This is a genomic window from Pantoea sp. B_9, assembly GCF_008632015.1.
Taxonomy (GTDB): Bacteria; Pseudomonadota; Gammaproteobacteria; order Enterobacterales; family Enterobacteriaceae; genus Pantoea; species Pantoea dispersa.
Genome location: NZ_VWVL01000002.1, coordinates 628,592 through 644,580, shown reverse-complemented (window position 1 = coordinate 644,580; position 15,989 = coordinate 628,592). Strand labels below are relative to the sequence as shown.

General features: G+C 57.3%; 15 protein-coding genes. 9 read left to right on the top strand and 6 right to left on the bottom strand.

Annotated elements, in window-relative coordinates:
* Positions 1–9: 9 nt before the first annotated feature.
* The 6 genes from lepB (at position 10) to acpS (ending at position 4,644) form a co-directional block, all read left to right on the top strand.
* A complete protein-coding gene (gene lepB, locus F3I21_RS09840) occupies positions 10–981 on the top strand; it encodes a signal peptidase I (protein ID WP_150058778.1) in 972 nt (323 codons plus the stop codon).
* A 118-nt stretch (positions 982–1,099) separates the two neighbouring features.
* A complete protein-coding gene (rnc, locus tag F3I21_RS09835; RefSeq protein ID WP_021506523.1) occupies positions 1,100–1,780 on the top strand; it encodes a ribonuclease III in 681 nt (226 codons plus the stop codon).
* Between the two features lie 48 nt (positions 1,781–1,828).
* Positions 1,829–2,731, top strand: coding sequence for a GTPase Era (gene era, locus F3I21_RS09830; protein WP_058758278.1), 903 nt, complete (start codon positions 1,829–1,831; stop codon positions 2,729–2,731).
* A gap of 3 nt (positions 2,732–2,734) precedes the next feature.
* Positions 2,735–3,472, top strand: a complete 738-nt coding sequence (recO, locus tag F3I21_RS09825; protein ID WP_058775641.1) for a DNA repair protein RecO — start codon at positions 2,735–2,737, stop codon at positions 3,470–3,472.
* A 60-nt stretch (positions 3,473–3,532) separates the two neighbouring features.
* Positions 3,533–4,264: a pyridoxine 5'-phosphate synthase gene (gene pdxJ, locus F3I21_RS09820; protein WP_132464690.1), complete on the top strand. Its 732-nt coding sequence runs from the start codon at positions 3,533–3,535 to the stop codon at positions 4,262–4,264.
* A complete protein-coding gene (gene acpS / locus F3I21_RS09815) occupies positions 4,264–4,644 on the top strand; it encodes a holo-ACP synthase (protein WP_010617758.1) in 381 nt (126 codons plus the stop codon). The genes pdxJ and acpS overlap by 1 nt, the downstream gene beginning before the upstream one ends.
* On the opposite strand, the gene F3I21_RS09810 is transcribed toward acpS, so the two are convergent.
* From F3I21_RS09810 to F3I21_RS09790, 5 genes are all read right to left on the bottom strand, one after another.
* Positions 4,641–4,889, bottom strand: a complete 249-nt coding sequence (locus tag F3I21_RS09810) for a YfhL family 4Fe-4S dicluster ferredoxin (protein ID WP_010617759.1) — start codon at positions 4,887–4,889, stop codon at positions 4,641–4,643. The two genes, acpS and F3I21_RS09810, sit on opposite strands and share 4 nt — an antisense overlap.
* Positions 4,890–5,209: 320 nt before the next feature.
* Positions 5,210–6,631 (bottom strand): glucosyltransferase domain-containing protein, encoded by a 1,422-nt coding sequence (locus F3I21_RS09805; protein WP_223815652.1) that lies wholly within the window; start codon positions 6,629–6,631, stop codon positions 5,210–5,212.
* Entirely contained in the window at positions 6,628–7,539 is a 912-nt protein-coding gene (locus F3I21_RS09800) for a glycosyltransferase family 2 protein (protein WP_021506529.1), read from the bottom strand. Before F3I21_RS09800 ends, F3I21_RS09805 begins: the two co-directional genes overlap by 4 nt.
* Complete coding sequence (locus tag F3I21_RS09795) at positions 7,536–7,898, bottom strand: GtrA family protein (RefSeq protein ID WP_058781808.1); 363 nt, start codon at positions 7,896–7,898, stop codon at positions 7,536–7,538. Before F3I21_RS09795 ends, F3I21_RS09800 begins: the two co-directional genes overlap by 4 nt.
* A 182-nt stretch (positions 7,899–8,080) precedes the next feature.
* On the bottom strand, positions 8,081–8,920 hold the full coding sequence (locus F3I21_RS09790) for a MurR/RpiR family transcriptional regulator (RefSeq protein WP_021506531.1): 840 nt from the start codon (positions 8,918–8,920) through the stop codon (positions 8,081–8,083).
* 216 nt (positions 8,921–9,136) lie between these two features.
* Between F3I21_RS09790 and yfhb the strand changes: the two genes are divergently transcribed.
* Positions 9,137–9,775: a phosphatidylglycerophosphatase C gene (yfhb, locus tag F3I21_RS09785; RefSeq protein WP_010618503.1), complete on the top strand. Its 639-nt coding sequence runs from the start codon at positions 9,137–9,139 to the stop codon at positions 9,773–9,775.
* A gap of 57 nt (positions 9,776–9,832) precedes the next feature.
* Entirely contained in the window at positions 9,833–10,327 is a 495-nt protein-coding gene (gene tadA / locus F3I21_RS09780; RefSeq protein ID WP_071813580.1) for a tRNA adenosine(34) deaminase TadA, read from the top strand.
* Here the strand turns inward: tadA and mltF are convergent.
* Positions 10,324–11,781, bottom strand: a complete 1,458-nt coding sequence (gene mltF / locus F3I21_RS09775; RefSeq protein ID WP_150058777.1) for a membrane-bound lytic murein transglycosylase MltF — start codon at positions 11,779–11,781, stop codon at positions 10,324–10,326. The two genes, tadA and mltF, sit on opposite strands and share 4 nt — an antisense overlap.
* 270 nt (positions 11,782–12,051) lie before the next feature.
* Between mltF and purL the strand changes: the two genes are divergently transcribed.
* Positions 12,052–15,942, top strand: coding sequence for a phosphoribosylformylglycinamidine synthase (gene purL / locus F3I21_RS09770; protein WP_150058776.1), 3,891 nt, complete (start codon positions 12,052–12,054; stop codon positions 15,940–15,942).
* The last annotated feature ends 47 nt before the right edge of the window (positions 15,943–15,989 follow it).

The following is a 15,989-nucleotide window of genomic DNA, read 5'->3' as shown; positions in this document are numbered from 1 at the left end:
GGAACTTTAATGGCTAACATGTTCGCCCTGATTCTGGTGATTGCCACTCTGTTAACCGGCATCATCTGGTGTATCGATCGCTTTAAGTGGGCCCCGGCACGCCGGGCAAAGCAGGCGGCGGCACAGGCTCAGGCAGGTAATTCGCTCGACAGCAAAACGCTGGCCAAAGTGGCCGCGCAGCCGGGCTGGGTTGAAACCTCAGCGTCGGTGTTCCCGGTGCTGGCGGTGGTACTGATCGTGCGCTCGTTTATCTTCGAACCGTTTCAGATTCCTTCTGGCTCGATGATGCCGACGCTGCTGATTGGCGACTTCATCCTGGTGGAGAAATTTGCTTACGGCATCAAAGATCCAATCACGCAAACCACGTTGATCCCGACCGGCCATCCGCAGCGCGGAGATGTCGCGGTGTTCAAATACCCGAAAGATCCGAGCGTGGATTACATCAAGCGCGTGATCGGTCTGCCGGGCGACAAAGTGGTGTTTGATCCTTACAGCAAAACGCTGACCATCAACCCAGGCTGCGGTACGGGCAAGTGTGACACGGCGCTGCCGGTGACCTATACCAACATTGAGCCGAGCGATTTCATCCAGACCTTCAGCGGCTTTGATGGTAACGAAACCGGCAACGGTTTCTACCAGGTGCCGCAGGGCGAAACGCTGCGGGGCGGCCTGCGTCTTGGCACGCGCAAAGAGACGCTGGGCAACGTCACGCACGATATCCTGCTGGTGAACGAAGCGCAGAGCCAGGCGAGCATGTATTATCAGCAGCCGGGTCAGCCGCAGGCCACGTGGATTGTGCCGCAGGGGCAATACTTCATGATGGGCGATAACCGTGATAACAGCGCCGACAGCCGCTACTGGGGCTTTGTGCCCGAGAAGAATCTGGTCGGCAAAGCGGTTGCTATCTGGATGAGCTTTGAGAAACAGGAAGGACAGTGGCCGACCGGCGTGCGACTGAGTCGCATTGGCGGTATTCACTGATTTAAAAACGGTTGGCTTCCTGCGAGTCAGGGAGCCACTGCACACCAAACAGAACGTGCTGGACCTTCAGCCCTGTTTGGTATGCAGAGTCACAGACGCACAGAACAACTGGAATCGCATGAACCCCATCCTCATTAACAAGCTGCAGCGCAAACTGGGCTACACTTTTACTCATCCGGAATTACTGCAGCAGGCTCTGACTCACCGCAGCGCCAGCAGCAAACATAACGAGCGTCTTGAATTTCTTGGCGATTCTATTCTCAGCTATGTGATTGCCAACGCGCTGTATCACCGCTTCCCGCGCGTGGACGAAGGCGACATGAGCCGCATGCGTGCCACGCTGGTACGCGGCAACACGCTGGCCGAAATGGCGCGCGAGTTTGAGCTGGGCGAATGTCTGCGTCTGGGGCCGGGCGAGCTGAAAAGCGGCGGGTTCCGCCGGGAATCCATCCTCGCGGATACCGTGGAAGCGCTGATTGGTGGCATCTTCCTCGACAGCAACATTCAGACGGTCGAGAAGCTGATTCTCGACTGGTATCAGAATCGCCTTGAGCAGATCAGCCCGGGCGATAAGCAAAAAGATCCGAAAACGCGCCTGCAGGAGTATCTGCAGGGCCGTCATCTGCCGCTGCCGTCTTATCTGGTGGTACAGGTACGTGGCGAAGCGCACGATCAGGAATTCACCATTCACTGTCAGGTGAGTGGGATGGCTGAACCGGTGGTGGGCGTGGGCTCCAGCCGCCGTAAAGCAGAGCAGGCCGCCGCCGAACAGGCGTTAATCAAGCTCGGCCTCGAATAAATTGTCATTTCGCAGCCTCAGTAGTGAGGCTGCCCAATCAGGACCCGAATGAGCGAACTCGAAACATACAGCGGCTTTATCGCGATTGTCGGCCGGCCTAACGTCGGCAAATCCACCTTACTGAACCAGCTACTGGGGCAGAAGGTGTCGATCACCTCGCGCAAGCCGCAAACCACGCGCCACCGCATCATGGGTATTCATACCGAAGGCGCTTATCAGGCGATCTACGTGGATACACCCGGCCTGCATATGGAAGAGAAGCGGGCGATCAACCGCCTGATGAACCGTGCTGCCAGCAGCTCCATCGGTGACGTTGAGCTGGTAATTTTTGTGGTGGAAGGCACGCGCTGGACGCCTGATGATGAGATGGTGCTGAACAAGCTGCGTGACGGCAAAGTGCCGGTGGTGCTGGCGGTAAACAAAGTCGACAACATCCAGGATAAAAGCATCCTGCTGCCGCACCTGCAGTTCCTCAGCCAGCAGATGAACTTCCTCGAGATCGTGCCGATCTCCGCGGAAACCGGTAAAAACGTGGATGCCATTGCTGAGATCGCCCGCAAGCGCCTGCCGCTGTCGGATCACCACTTCCCGGAAGACTACATCACCGATCGCTCGCAGCGTTTCATGGCCTCAGAAATCATCCGTGAAAAACTGATGCGCTTCCTCGGCGCCGAGTTACCGTATTCGGTTACCGTGGAGATCGAGCAGTTCGTCTCTAACGAGCGCGGCGGCTATGACATCAACGGTTTGATTCTGGTCGAACGCGAAGGGCAGAAGAAGATGGTGATTGGCAACAAAGGTGCCAAAATCAAAACCATCGGTATCGAAGCGCGTAAAGACATGGAAGAGATGTTCGAGGCGAAAGTTCATCTCGAGCTGTGGGTCAAAGTGAAATCGGGCTGGGCGGACGACGAACGTGCGCTGCGCAGCCTGGGTTATACAGACGACTAATTGATGGAAGGCTGGCAACGCGCCTTTGTGCTGCATAGTCGCCCTTACAGCGAAACCAGCCTGCTGCTCGACCTGTTCAGCGAAAGTCAGGGACGCGTCCGCGTCCTTGCTAAAGGCGCTCGCTCGCGCCGTTCCCAGCTGAAAGGCGCACTGCAACCCTTCACACCGCTACTGGTGCGCTGGGGCGGTCGTGGCGAAGTCAAAACTCTGCGTAACGCCGAAGCGGTGTCGCTGGCGCTGCCGCTCAGCGGCATCACGCTCTACTGTGGCCTGTATGTTAACGAGCTGCTGTCGCGGGTGCTGGAGCAGGAAATTCCCTTCTCCGAACTGTTCTTCGATTATCTCTCCTGTATCCAGACGCTGGCGGCGGCCAATGGTTCGCCCGAGCCAGCGCTGCGCCGTTTTGAGCTGGCTCTGCTTGGCCACCTTGGCTACGGCGTCGACTTTCTGCACTGCGCCGGCAGCGGCGAGGCGGTTGACGACAGCATGACCTACAGTTATCGCGAAGAGAAAGGCTTTATCGCCAGTCTGGTGGTCAATCAGCGCAGTTTCACCGGCCGCCAGCTGCGTGCGCTGTGGGAGCGCGAATTTCCCGATGCTGATACGCTGCGTGCCGCCAAACGCTTCACGCGCATGGCGCTGAAACCTTATCTGGGCGGTAAGCCGCTGAAGAGCCAGGAGCTGTTCCGTCAGTTTGTGCCGAAAAAACGACCGAACGTGGCAAACGACGAGCGCGGGTGATGCACCTGACAGGCTCCGCGCGTTACACTGCAAACATACTGAACACATTTAAGGATTGTCATGGCTGAGTTGCTGTTAGGGGTCAACATCGATCACATCGCCACCGTACGTAACGCACGTGGCACAAACTATCCTGATCCGGTACAGGCCGCGTTTGTCGCGGAGCAGGCGGGCGCAGACGGCATTACCGTGCACCTGCGTGAAGATCGCCGTCACATCACCGATCGCGACGTACGGATCCTGCGCGACACCATTCATACCCGCATGAATCTTGAGATGGCGGTCACCGACGAAATGGTGGGCATCGCCTGCGACATCAAACCGCATTTTGTCTGCCTGGTGCCGGAAAAGCGTCAGGAAGTGACGACGGAAGGCGGTCTTGATGTGGCCGGTCAGCAGGATAAAGTCAACGCAGCAGTCAAACAGCTGAGCGAGGCGGGCATTCTGGTGTCGCTGTTTATCGATGCCGATCAGCGCCAGATTGAAGCGGCGGTCGCCAGCGGTGCGCCTTACATTGAAATCCATACTGGCGCCTATGCTGAAGCAGCGGAAGGGCTGGCACGCGAAGCCGAGCTGGCGCGTATCGCCAGCGCTGCGACCTTTGCCGCCAGCCGCGGCCTGAAGGTCAATGCTGGCCACGGTCTGACGTATCACAACGTCCAGCCGATTGCTGCGCTGCCGGAAATGCATGAGCTGAACATTGGTCACGCGATTATCGGTCGTGCGCTGTTCAGCGGTCTTGCAGCGGCGGTCAGCGACATGAAGGCGCTGATGCGGGAAGCGCGCCGCTAATGGCCATTCTGGGGCTGGGCAGCGATATCGTCGAGATCGAGCGTATCGCCGGGGTGATTGAACGCTCCGGCGATCGTCTGGCGCGCCGCGTGCTGAGCGAAGCTGAGTGGCAGCAGTATCAGGCGCATCAGCAGCCGGTGCGCTTCCTGGCCAAACGTTTTGCGGTGAAAGAGGCGGCGGCAAAAGCCTTCGGCACCGGCATTCGCGGCGGCTTAGCGTTCAATCAGTTTGAAGTGTACAACGATGCGCTGGGGAAGCCTGGCCTGCGCTTCTTTGAACAGGCCAAAGTGATTGCCAGCCAGCTGGGCGTGCAGCATGTGCACGTCACGCTGGCCGACGAGCGCCACTATGCCTGCGCCACGGTGATTATCGAAGATTAAGCGTGCAGCAGCACAAATTTCTCCCACAGCGCGTCGCGACTTTCCACGTGCTGTGGGTCTGAAAGAATAGTGTTATCAATCGGGCAGACGCTCTGACAGGTCGGCTCATCATAATGACCCACGCATTCAGTGCAGCGGTCAGCGTCGATCTGATAGATCGATTCACCCATGCTAATCGCCTGGTTCGGGCACTCAGGCTCGCACATGTCGCAGTTAATGCAGCGCTCAGTGATTATCAGTGCCATTGCATAAGCTCATCAGTTGCTTGTTTTCATTGCATGTTTCATGGTTAGTTCCGCTCTCCGGGGTAAAACGCCTGCTGAAATAGCGCTTTGCAGTGTGATTTTTTTTTCAATCGATGCAGGCGTAAACCAGCGGGGCGAGCCCCTGAGCGGCACGCATATTATCACGACGAGTGGCGTTCAAAAAATGACTTAGCGTAGTATTCAGCCGCCAGCAGAACGTGGCTGCTACCAGCCGATCTGATGTCGCGCCATAGCCAGAAAACCACGCAACGGTAAGCAGAGCCGTTGCGCGGTTAGCGAAATAGTGGCGGCGCTGGCCTTTATTTTACCGGTGCCAGCACGTGGGTGGCATCCAGCGTCAGACAATCACCTGGACATTGATCGCTGCCGTAGATAACGGGCGCCTTTGGCAAGGAAAACTTCATCGCGTGCTCTTTTTTAATCGCGTCGGCCATACCGGCAAAGGTCCATGGCATACCCAGCGAAAGCGAACCGAACTCATCGTATTTTTTGGATTTTGCGACAGCAGGTAAGTTGTCGCTATCGATACGATAATAAAGCTGGCCAGAATATTCTGCAGGCACGTTCCCGGTGATTGCGCTGCTTAACAACTGATACTCGCGCTGCTGAGGCGTAGAAAAGCCCTTCTGAATATTCAGCATGCATGAGAGCACTGCAATAACGAGGCAAACGATACTGGCAGACGTGGTTATCTTCAGCTTATTAAAGATCACGAATAAGCCAGCAATGAAGGCTGAGGTAGTAATTAACGACAGCGCGATAACCGTGCGATAGGCTGCCCAGTCTTCACTCACCAAAAGATTAGGAATGCCCGCCGCGACCAGGAAAAACAGGAACAGAAAAGCTTTACGCGGTTTGAAATCGGGTGCCTTCACAATGCCCACGATGATCAGGGAGCAGGAGATGATAATGCTGACAATCGAGCGCCCGGTATCAAAGTTGCACAGCGCATTTCTGAGCGGCTCAGCGATAAACCAGGTGATTTTTTTCAGCGGCGCTAAGGTGATATTGGTTCTGGCCAGTACTTCATTAAACAGCACGAGCGGCAGAACTTTCGCCAGTACCAGCGCCATCACCATGCCAAATCCCAGCATCAACATCAGCTTGATCACCGCGCTGCGCTGATAATTATTCCGGGTCATGCCCAGATCGAGCCATGCAAAAAATAAAAAGCTCATGGCTGCAGGTTGGTAAATCGCAAAGGAAAGCGTCAGGCAAATAGCTGACAGGAGCACGCGGATCAGGCCTTTGTTGGCGGCCAGCGTCGAATAACTGATACCCGCCAGCAGCACTGATAGCACATAAGGAAAGCAGACTGTCCAGCCAACAAAAACCTGGAATGAAGGCAGCAGACAAATCAGCGACGCAAAGGCCAGACGCTGCACCGCACTGTCGAAAATATTGCGGCGTTCCAGAAAGCGGATGAGATATCCACCAAGTAAAATCAGGCTTAATAATGAGAGTGCACGGAGCCAGGTCAGATCCTGCACGTCATCAATCAGAAAAGCGAAGAAATAGCGTATAGCACCATAGAAAGGTCGGCCCGATAAGATATCCCATTTGAAAATACTGAATGCATCGGTAGTGGATGCGTATAAATAGAACCAGTCGTCGGAAAATCCGTATGTTGATAAATAAACCGGGCTGTAGCCGATGAGTAAAGCGACGGCCAGTATCAGATACATGGCGGAGGGATGACGCTCAAAAACTGTTTTTTTCATTTCCTGCTCTTAATAACGTAGCGTGGTCTTTGTTTGGACTCAATGTAGATTCGGCCAATATATTCGCCCAGAACACCGATGCCGATAAGTTGCACTCCACCCAAAAACAGAATGGAAACCAGCAACGAAGGGTAACCCGCCACCGGATTGCCCCAGAGCAGTTTATCGATGATCATCCAGAATCCATAAAGAAAGGAGAGTAACGCGACGCTACCGCCGATGTAACTCCAGATGCGTAAGGGGAAGGTTGAAAAACTGGTTAATCCTTCTAATGCCAGATTCCACAATTTCCAGCCATTAAATTTCGACACCCCTGTGACGCGTTCAGCCCGATCATATTCCACAATCGCTGTTTTACCGCCAACCCAGGATAAAATGCCCTTCATGAACAGATTCCTTTCCGGCAGGCTTTTTATATGTTCTACCGTCTCGCGCGACAGCAGACGAAAATCGCCAACGTTTTCCTCTATTTTCGGCGAGCTGATTTGGTTGTGAAAGTGATAAAACCACTCGGCTGTTTTACGTTTGACATGCCCATCGGCGCTGCGATCTTTCCGTTTAGCCAGAACCACATCGGCACCCGCTTGCCAGCGTTCAACCAGTTGATGGATAACGGCGATGGGATCCTGCAGATCAACATCAATCGGGATAACCGCGTCGCCGGTGGCATGCTCCAGTCCGGCAAACAACGCGGGCTCTTTGCCGAAATTGCGGGTAAATGACAGCGCAATGACCAGCGGATCCGAGATGGCCAGGGCATTGATGATGTTTTCGCTGCCATCGCTACTGCCGTCATTGATAAAAACAATTTCCACCTGATAGCCGGCTAATTCATGACGAACCGCCTGATAAAAGAGCGGAATGGTTTCCTCTTCATTGAAGACGGGCACGACGAGAGACAATTTCATTTTACTTCCCTGAAAACGATGTAATTAGAGTAGATGAAGCCGCAACCCAGGCTAATAAAGGAAAAGAGTATCAGGGTAACCACCGGGGAAAGCGTGCAGGCGTCGGCCATCCAGCCAACCAGCGCCGCCATGCCTCCCATAAAGCTGACATAAAGCAGGTAACGCAAGGGCGTGGCTGCAGAAGAGAAGGTCCAGCGGGCATTAGCAAAAAAGGAAAACGTCACCGCAACGCAGAATGCTCCAAAGTTAGCCATAGCCTGGCCTGACTCGAATAGCTTGAGAATAAGCGCAAACACCGTCCAGTGAATCGCGGTGTTGATAACGCCAATTCCTGCATAACGGGAAATAAGTTTCAGCATGACGAGAGAGATGAGTAAATTTGCCCTGATCATATACATCGGAAATTATCCTGCAAGCCCGATGCTGAAAATGCGTTTAATCGGGCCAAAACAAGGATAGCGACAGGCAACAAAATCATTGCCCCGCCCGATGATCAATTTCGGGTTAAGGCAGGGTGGGGAATACCCTGCTCATGGGGCAATCAGACCAGCTTTTTCACCAGCTCCTCGCTGTGACGAATATGGCTGGAGGCGCGTTCCGGATCGTTCTGCACCAGCGCCATAAACAGCAGATCGGTCAGCGCCAGCTGGGCGCTGGTGGAGGAGATGGCCGCGCTGCGCGTGCTCTGCTCCTCGGCGACGGTGTACAGGCAGACCGTGGCGCACTGCTGCAGCGAATTCGGGGTAAAGCCGGTAAACGCCAGCACATCGGCGCCAATCGCCGCCGCTTCCTGCGCCGCGAGGTTGATCTCGCGACGTTCGCCGGTGTAGGAGATTGCCAGCAGCACATCGCCGGGTGCCATCGCCTGAACACTGGCCAGCAGCGCGTGCATGTCCTGCTCGGCGACGGCGTTGATGCCAATCTTCATCAGCTTCCACGAAAAATCTTTCGCCACCAGCCCGGAGGCGCCAATGCCGACCAGCAGAATGCGGTTGGCGTTCTTCAGCAGCTGCAGCGTTTCCGTGAGTTTCTCTTCGCTGTTGATATCCAGCGTGGCGCGAATCGCCGAAATTTTTTCCGTCAGCAGCTTTTCGCCGACAACTTTAAGCGGATCGTCACTCAGAATGTGGTTGTGGACGGTGATGGCATCGCGGTCGGCCAGCGACTCACTCAGCGCCAGCTTCAGCGCCGGAAAGCCTTTGTAACCCAGTTTCTGGGCGAACTTCACCACGCTCGACTGGCTGACGCCTGACTCTTCCGCCAGTTTTTGTGAACTCAGATGCCGTGCCCGATCAGGCTGCGACAGCAAAAAATCCGCCAGCCGACGCTCGTTCAGCGCCAGGCGTGGGTAGAGCTGGCGAATTCGCAGCAATGAACTCATGTCCGATCCTTAATCCATAGTCCCGCACACAGCTTAGCCGCTCGCGGAAGGAAATGTCTGGCCAGGAATGTCAGATGACATCGCGCCGACGCAGAGAATAAACTATTCAAATGGCATTGTAGCCACTGGAATTAAAAATGACAGCTTTCGCCCCGGCGCGCGATGCTGGCTACACTGTAGAGCAGGTATCGCCGCGTTTAGAAAAAGGAGTCGGGTTTGACAAAGGGTTCGCATCGCCGCGTGGTATTTTTTGACCTGGACGGCACGCTGCATCAGCAGGACATGTTTGGCACATTTATGCGTTATTTGTTGCGCCGCCAGCCGCTCAATCTGGTGCTGGTGGTGCCGCTGCTGCCGGTCATCGGCATGGGTATGCTGATAAAGGGCCGCGCCGCGCGCTGGCCGATGAGCCTGCTGCTGTGGGCTATCACCTTTGGCCATCGTGAGGCCACGCTGCGCCAGCGTGAGGCCGAATTTGCCCGCTGGTTTCGCGAGCGCGTTACCGCGTTTCCGGTGGTGCAGCAGCGGCTGACTGACTACCTCAGTAGCGAAGACGCCGATGTCTGGCTGATTACCGGCTCGCCGCAGTCGCTGGTGGAGCAGGTCTATTTTGATTCCGCGTTTCTGCCGCGCGTGAAGCTGATCGCCAGCCAGATGAAACCGGGCCGTGGCGGCCGGGTATTAGCCATGCGCTGTCTCGGCCATGAAAAAGTGGCGCAGCTCGAGGAAAAAATCGGTACGCCGCTACAGCTGTACAGCGGCTACAGCGACAGCAAGCAGGATAATCCGCTGCTGTTTTTCTGCCAGCACCGCTGGCGCGTGACGCCGCGCGGTGAACTGCAACAGCTGGAGTGAATCGCAGCTGGATTCCGTCTATAATGCGCCGCCTTGTTAATCCGCAGGAGTTGCCCGTTGAACCCACAAACTGATGAATACTGGATGCGCCACGCGCTTGAACTGGCGCGGCGTGCGTGGGAGCAGGGCGAAGTGCCGGTCGGTGCGGTGCTGGTGCAGGGTGATCGAGTAATTGGCGAGGGCTGGAACCGGCCGATTAGTCAGTGCGATCCCACCGCGCATGCCGAGATTATGGCGCTGCGTCAGGGCGGAAAAGTGATTGATAACTACCGGCTGCTCGACACCACCTTATACGTGACGCTGGAGCCGTGCGTGATGTGTGCCGGTGCCATGGTGCACAGCCGGATTACCCGTCTGGTCTATGGCGCTAAGGATGAGAAAACCGGTGCCGCCGGTTCGCTGCTGGATGTGATCGGCCATCCGGGCATGAATCATCAGATCGAGATTGCGCATGGCGTGCTGGCCGAGGAGTGCGCCACGCTGCTGAGCGACTTCTTCCGTATGCGCCGGGAACAGAAGCGCGCACAGCGGCAGGCGCTGCGCGCCGATTAGTTCATCGCAATCTTCGGTTCGACGGCCGGATAACCGGCACCGAGTTCCGCTTCCAGCGCCGACTGCTGCGCCAGCCGTTTCTCCTGCTCCTGCAGATAGCCTACCAGGCTGATCTGATACTTACGGATGTTCTCAACGTAGTTATAAGCTTCGTGGCCGCGCGCATAGCCATAAGTGGTCTGCGCGTAATAGCGCTTCTGGCTCAGCATCGGCAGGCGCAGCTTAACGTCGGCCCAGCTGTCCGGATTGCCGCCCTGTTTCTGGGTCAGCCGGCGTGCATCCAGCATATGTGCGTAGCCCATGTTGTAGGCCGCCAGCGCAAACCAGATGCGTTCATCTTCCGGAATGGTCTCCGGCACTTTTTCCATCATGCGCCGCAGGTATTCGCTGCCGCCGCGAATGCTCTGTTCCGGATCGAGACGATCGTTCACGTCGAGGCTGTCAGCGGTATTGCGCGTCAGCATCATCATGCCGCGCACGCCGGTGGGCGAGGTCGCCTGCGGATTCCAGTGCGACTCCTGATAGGAAATCGCCGCCAGAAGGCGCCAGTCGATACTGGACGCGTACTTCTCAAACAGCGGCTTGATATCCGGCAGCGTGTTATCAATCGCCCGCAGGAAGGTGCGGGTATCGACATAATCAAAGGTGCCGACGTGGCCGAGATACTTCTCTTCCAGCCGCGCCATGGTGCCTTCTTCCCCCATCTGACTGTAGAAGTCGAGCATGGCGGCGTTCAGGCTATCGTCATCGTTACGCGGCAGATACCAGGTCACCGGCTCTTCATCGGTAATATCAAACGCCACCGCCAGCTGTGGATGGATGCGCTGCAGCAGGCCGATGGTCACCGAATCTCCCACGGTATAGTCAAGCTTGCCGTCGGCAACCGCTTCCAGCAGCGCTTTCTGGCCCATATCGGTGGAAATGGCCCAGTCGAGATCGGGATAGCTGTCCGCTTTGGCGGAACGTAACGTTGACAGATAGGCCGAACCGGACTGCACAATCAGCCGGCCTTTCAGATCACCAAGGTTTTTGGGCCGCGGTTTGTCGATGCGATACACCAGCTGCTGCGACACGGAATAGTAGCTCGGGCCACTCTGATAACGGCTAAGGCGCTCGCTGTTGTAGATCAGCCCGGCGGCCAGCAGGTCGGCTTTGCCGTCGTCGAGATCGTCAAACAGGTCGCCGAGGTTGGGCCGCACCGTGACTTCCAGCTTCACGCCAAGATAATCGGCGAAACGCTTCGCCAGCTCGTAGTCCATACCGGCTGGTACATTATTGATGGTGTAGTAAGTCAGCGGCGAGTTGACGGTACTGATGCGCAACACTCCCCGCGATTTGATCTGTGATAACGCGTCTTTTCCGCCCCCGTACCAGGGGATGGACGGCCACAGCGCCAGCGCAAGCAGCACGGTGATCAGACCGATAAACAGATAATTTAATTTCAGGCGTTTCAAATAGTTGTCTCGTAATGGCTCACAGGCCTCTGTCTTTTAAAGGCAGTATTTATGTTGTTTTGCACTCCCAGAGCGAGGGGCATTTTGCGCAACAAAGCGCAACAGGGCAACTTATATAGCAAGATTTGCGCAAAATTCAGGCAAATCCTGAGGCTCAGTTTTTCTGCGCAAACGGTTTCGTAACCCGTGCCATTTCTCTATAATACCGCCCGTTTTCCCTGTTGCGCCCCATGAAGCGTCGCCCGGCGCTTCGAAGACGAGAGATCTTTAATGATGGAAATTCTGCGTGGTTCGCCCGCTCTGTCGGCATTTCGTGTAAACAAACTGCTGACCCGCTTTCAGGACGCTCATCTGCCGGTGAGTGATATTTACGCCGAGTACGTCCATTTCGCCGATGTCAGCGCACCGCTCAGCGCGGAACAGCAAGCCCGCCTGCAGCGTCTGCTGAAATACGGTCCTTCTCTCGCCGAACATGCGCCACAAGGGCGTCTGTTGCTGGTGACGCCGCGTCCCGGCACCATTTCTCCCTGGTCATCGAAAGCCACCGATATCGCCCACAACTGCGACCTGCCACAGGTATTGCGCCTGGAGCGCGGTCTGGCCTTCTATGTACAGGCACCGCAGCTGACTGACGCGCAGTGGCAGCAGCTGGCCAGCCTGCTGCACGACCGCATGATGGAAACCGTGTTCACGGAGCTCAGCGCGGCAGAACAGCTGTTCGCGCATCATGAGCCGCAGCCGCTGAAAAGCGTAGACGTGCTGGGCGGAGGGCGCGAGGCGCTGGAACAGGCTAACCGCACGCTCGGCCTGGCGCTGGCCGATGACGAAATTGATTACCTGCTCGATGCCTTTACCAGACTGGGCCGCAATCCGAACGACATCGAGCTCTATATGTTCGCTCAGGCGAACTCCGAGCACTGTCGTCACAAGATTTTTAACGCCGACTGGATTATCGACGGCGAAAAACAGCCGAAGTCGCTGTTTAAAATGATTAAAAACACCTTTGAGCAGCATCCGGAACACGTCCTGTCGGCATATAAAGACAATGCCGCGGTGATGGAAGGCTCTGAGGTCGGGCGTTTCTACGCGGATGCGCAGCAGGGCGAATACGAGTTTCATCAGGAAGCCGCGCATATCCTGATGAAGGTGGAAACCCACAATCACCCGACGGCCATTTCGCCATGGCCAGGTGCCGCCACCGGTTCCGGCGGGGAAATCCGTGACGAAGGTGCCACCGGACGTGGCGCGAAGCCGAAAGCGGGTCTGGTCGGCTTCTCGGTTTCCAACCTGCGTATTCCCGGCTTTGAACAGCCGTGGGAAGAGGATTTCGGCAAGCCGGATCGCATTGTTACCGCGCTGGATATCATGACCGAAGGCCCGTTAGGCGGCGCCGCGTTTAACAACGAATTTGGTCGCCCGGCGCTGAACGGCTATTTCCGTACTTATGAAGAGCAGGTCAACAGCCACAACGGCGTTGAACTGCGCGGCTATCACAAGCCGATCATGCTGGCCGGCGGCATTGGTAACATCCGCGCCGATCACGTGCAGAAGGGTGAGATCGTGGTTGGCGCGAAGCTGATCGTGCTGGGCGGTCCGGCGATGAATATCGGCCTTGGCGGCGGCGCGGCGTCCTCGATGGCGTCCGGCCAGTCGGATGCCGATCTCGACTTCGCCTCGGTGCAGCGCGACAACCCGGAGATGGAGCGTCGCTGTCAGGAAGTGATTGACCGCTGCTGGCAGCTGGGCGAAGCCAACCCGATTCTGTTTATTCACGACGTTGGTGCCGGTGGCCTGTCTAACGCCATGCCGGAGCTGGTGAGCGACGGTGGCCGCGGCGGCAACTTCAACCTGCGCGACATCCTCAGCGATGAGCCAGGCATGAGCCCGCTGGAAGTGTGGTGTAACGAGTCGCAGGAGCGTTATGTGCTGGCGGTTGCGCCGGACAAACTGGCGCTGTTCGATGAACTGTGCCAGCGCGAACGTGCGCCGTACGCGGTGATTGGTGAAGCGACCGAGGAGCAGCACCTGAACCTTGCCGACAGCCATTTCGATAACAAACCGATCGACATGCCGCTCGACGTGCTGCTGGGTAAAACGCCAAAAATGACGCGCGACGTGGCCAGCCAGCAGGCGAAAGGTGATGCGCTGGTGCGGGACGGCATTACCATTGCCGATGCGGTAAACCGCGTGCTGCACCTGCCAACCGTGGCGGAAAAAACCTTCCTGGTGACCATCGGTGACCGCAGCGTAACCGGCATGGTGGCGCGCGATCAAATGGTCGGGCCGTGGCAGATCCCGGTGGCGAACTGCGCCGTGACCACCGCCAGCCTTGACAGCTACCACGGTGAAGCGTTTGCCATGGGCGAACGTGCCCCGGTAGCGCTGCTGGATTTCGCCGCGTCCGGTCGCCTGGCGGTGGGCGAAGCGCTGACCAACCTGGCCGCGACCGCGATCGGTTCACTGAAGCGCGTGAAGCTGTCGGCAAACTGGATGGCTGCAGCCGGTCACCCGGGCGAAGACGCAGGCCTGTACGCCGCGGTAAAAGCGGTGGGCGAAGAGCTGTGCCCGGCGCTGGGAATCACCATTCCGGTGGGTAAAGACTCCATGTCGATGAAAACCCGCTGGCAGCAGGGCACTGAACAGCGCGAAATGACCTCGCCGCTGTCGCTGGTCATTACGGCTTTTGCACGCGTTGAAGATGTGCGTCGCACCGTGACGCCACAGCTGCAGCCGGAAGGCGACAACCTGCTGCTGCTGGTGGATCTCGGCAACGGCGCCAACACCCTCGGCGCCACGGCGCTGTCACAGGTGTATCGTCAGCTGGGCGACAAACCGGCCGACGTGCGCGATGCCGCGCAGCTGGCCGGCTTCTTCAATGCAATTCAGACGCTGGTCAGCGAGCAGAAACTGCTGGCTTACCACGACCGCTCGGATGGCGGTCTGCTGGTCACGCTGGCTGAGATGGCCTTCACCGGCCACTGCGGTATTGAGGCGGATATCGCCGCGCTGGGCAGCGATGCGCTGGCAGCACTGTTTACGGAAGAGCTGGGCGCCGTACTGCAGATTAACGCTGCCGACCGCGCGGCTGTGGAAAAAGTGTTTGCCGATCACGGTCTGAGCAGCAATGTTCACGTCATCGGTAAAGCGCTGCCGGGCGACCGTTTTGTTATCCGCTCCGGCTACAGCGCGGTGTACAGCGAAAGCCGTACCACCCTGCGTACCTGGTGGGCTGAAACCACCTGGCAGATGCAGCGCCTGCGCGATAACCCGGCCTGTGCCGATCAGGAACATGAAGCGAAGAAAGACGATAACGATCCTGGCCTGAACGTGCAGCTGACCTTCCGTCCGGAAGAGGATGTGGCGGCACCGATGATCGCCACCGGCGCGCGTCCGCGCGTTGCGGTGCTGCGCGAGCAGGGCGTGAACTCGCACGTTGAGATGGCCGCTGCCTTCCACCGCGCAGGCTTCACCGCGGTTGATGTGCACATGAGCGATCTGCTGGCGGGCCGTCGTGGTCTGAAGGAGTTCCACGCGCTGGTCGCCTGTGGCGGCTTCTCCTACGGCGACGTGCTGGGTGCGGGCGAAGGCTGGGCGAAATCGATTCTGTTCAACAGCCGCGTGCGTGACGAGTTTGAAAACTTCTTCCATCGTCCGCAGACGCTGGCGCTGGGCGTGTGTAACGGTTGCCAGATGATGTCGAATCTGCGTGAACTGATTCCGGGCAGCGAGCTGTGGCCGCGCTTTGTGCGTAACCAGTCCGAGCGCTTTGAAGCACGCTTCAGCCTGGTGGAAGTGGCCGCCAGCCCGTCACTGCTGCTGGACGGCATGGTCGGTTCTCGCATGCCGATTGCCGTCTCGCACGGTGAAGGTTTTGTTGAAGTACGTGACGGTGCGCATCTGGCTGAGCTGGAAGCGAAAGGGCTGGTGGCGCTGCGCTTCGTCGATAACTTCGGTAAAGTCACCGAGACCTATCCGGCGAACCCGAACGGCTCACCAAACGGCATCACCGCCGTGACTAACGAAAGCGGGCGCGTCACCATTATGATGCCGCATCCGGAGCGCGTGTTCCGCACCGTCAGCAATTCGTGGCATCCGGCGGAGTGGGGCGAAGACAGCCCGTGGATGCGGATTTTCCGCAACGCGCGCAAGCAGCTGGGTTAAACCTGAATCCTGTCTCTTACCGGTGCCCATTCACGGGCACCGTGCAA

Excerpts from the sequence above, each read along its gene's own strand:
- lepB (WP_150058778.1), top strand. The coding sequence starts at position 10 with ATGGCTAACATGTTCGCCCTGATTCTGGTGATTGCCACTCTGTTAACC.
- pdxJ (WP_132464690.1), top strand. The coding sequence starts at position 3,533 with ATGGCTGAGTTGCTGTTAGGGGTCAACATCGATCACATCGCCACCGTA.
- rnc (WP_021506523.1), top strand. The coding sequence starts at position 1,100 with ATGAACCCCATCCTCATTAACAAGCTGCAGCGCAAACTGGGCTACACT.
- F3I21_RS09805 (WP_223815652.1), bottom strand. The coding sequence starts at position 6,631 with ATGAAAAAAACAGTTTTTGAGCGTCATCCCTCCGCCATGTATCTGATA.
- F3I21_RS09795 (WP_058781808.1), bottom strand. The coding sequence starts at position 7,898 with ATGCTGAAACTTATTTCCCGTTATGCAGGAATTGGCGTTATCAACACC.
- purL (WP_150058776.1), top strand. The coding sequence starts at position 12,052 with ATGATGGAAATTCTGCGTGGTTCGCCCGCTCTGTCGGCATTTCGTGTA.
- F3I21_RS09790 (WP_021506531.1), bottom strand. The coding sequence starts at position 8,920 with ATGAGTTCATTGCTGCGAATTCGCCAGCTCTACCCACGCCTGGCGCTG.
- F3I21_RS09800 (WP_021506529.1), bottom strand. The coding sequence starts at position 7,539 with ATGAAATTGTCTCTCGTCGTGCCCGTCTTCAATGAAGAGGAAACCATT.
- acpS (WP_010617758.1), top strand. The coding sequence starts at position 4,264 with ATGGCCATTCTGGGGCTGGGCAGCGATATCGTCGAGATCGAGCGTATC.
- F3I21_RS09810 (WP_010617759.1), bottom strand. The coding sequence starts at position 4,889 with ATGGCACTGATAATCACTGAGCGCTGCATTAACTGCGACATGTGCGAG.
- era (WP_058758278.1), top strand. The coding sequence starts at position 1,829 with ATGAGCGAACTCGAAACATACAGCGGCTTTATCGCGATTGTCGGCCGG.
- recO (WP_058775641.1), top strand. The coding sequence starts at position 2,735 with ATGGAAGGCTGGCAACGCGCCTTTGTGCTGCATAGTCGCCCTTACAGC.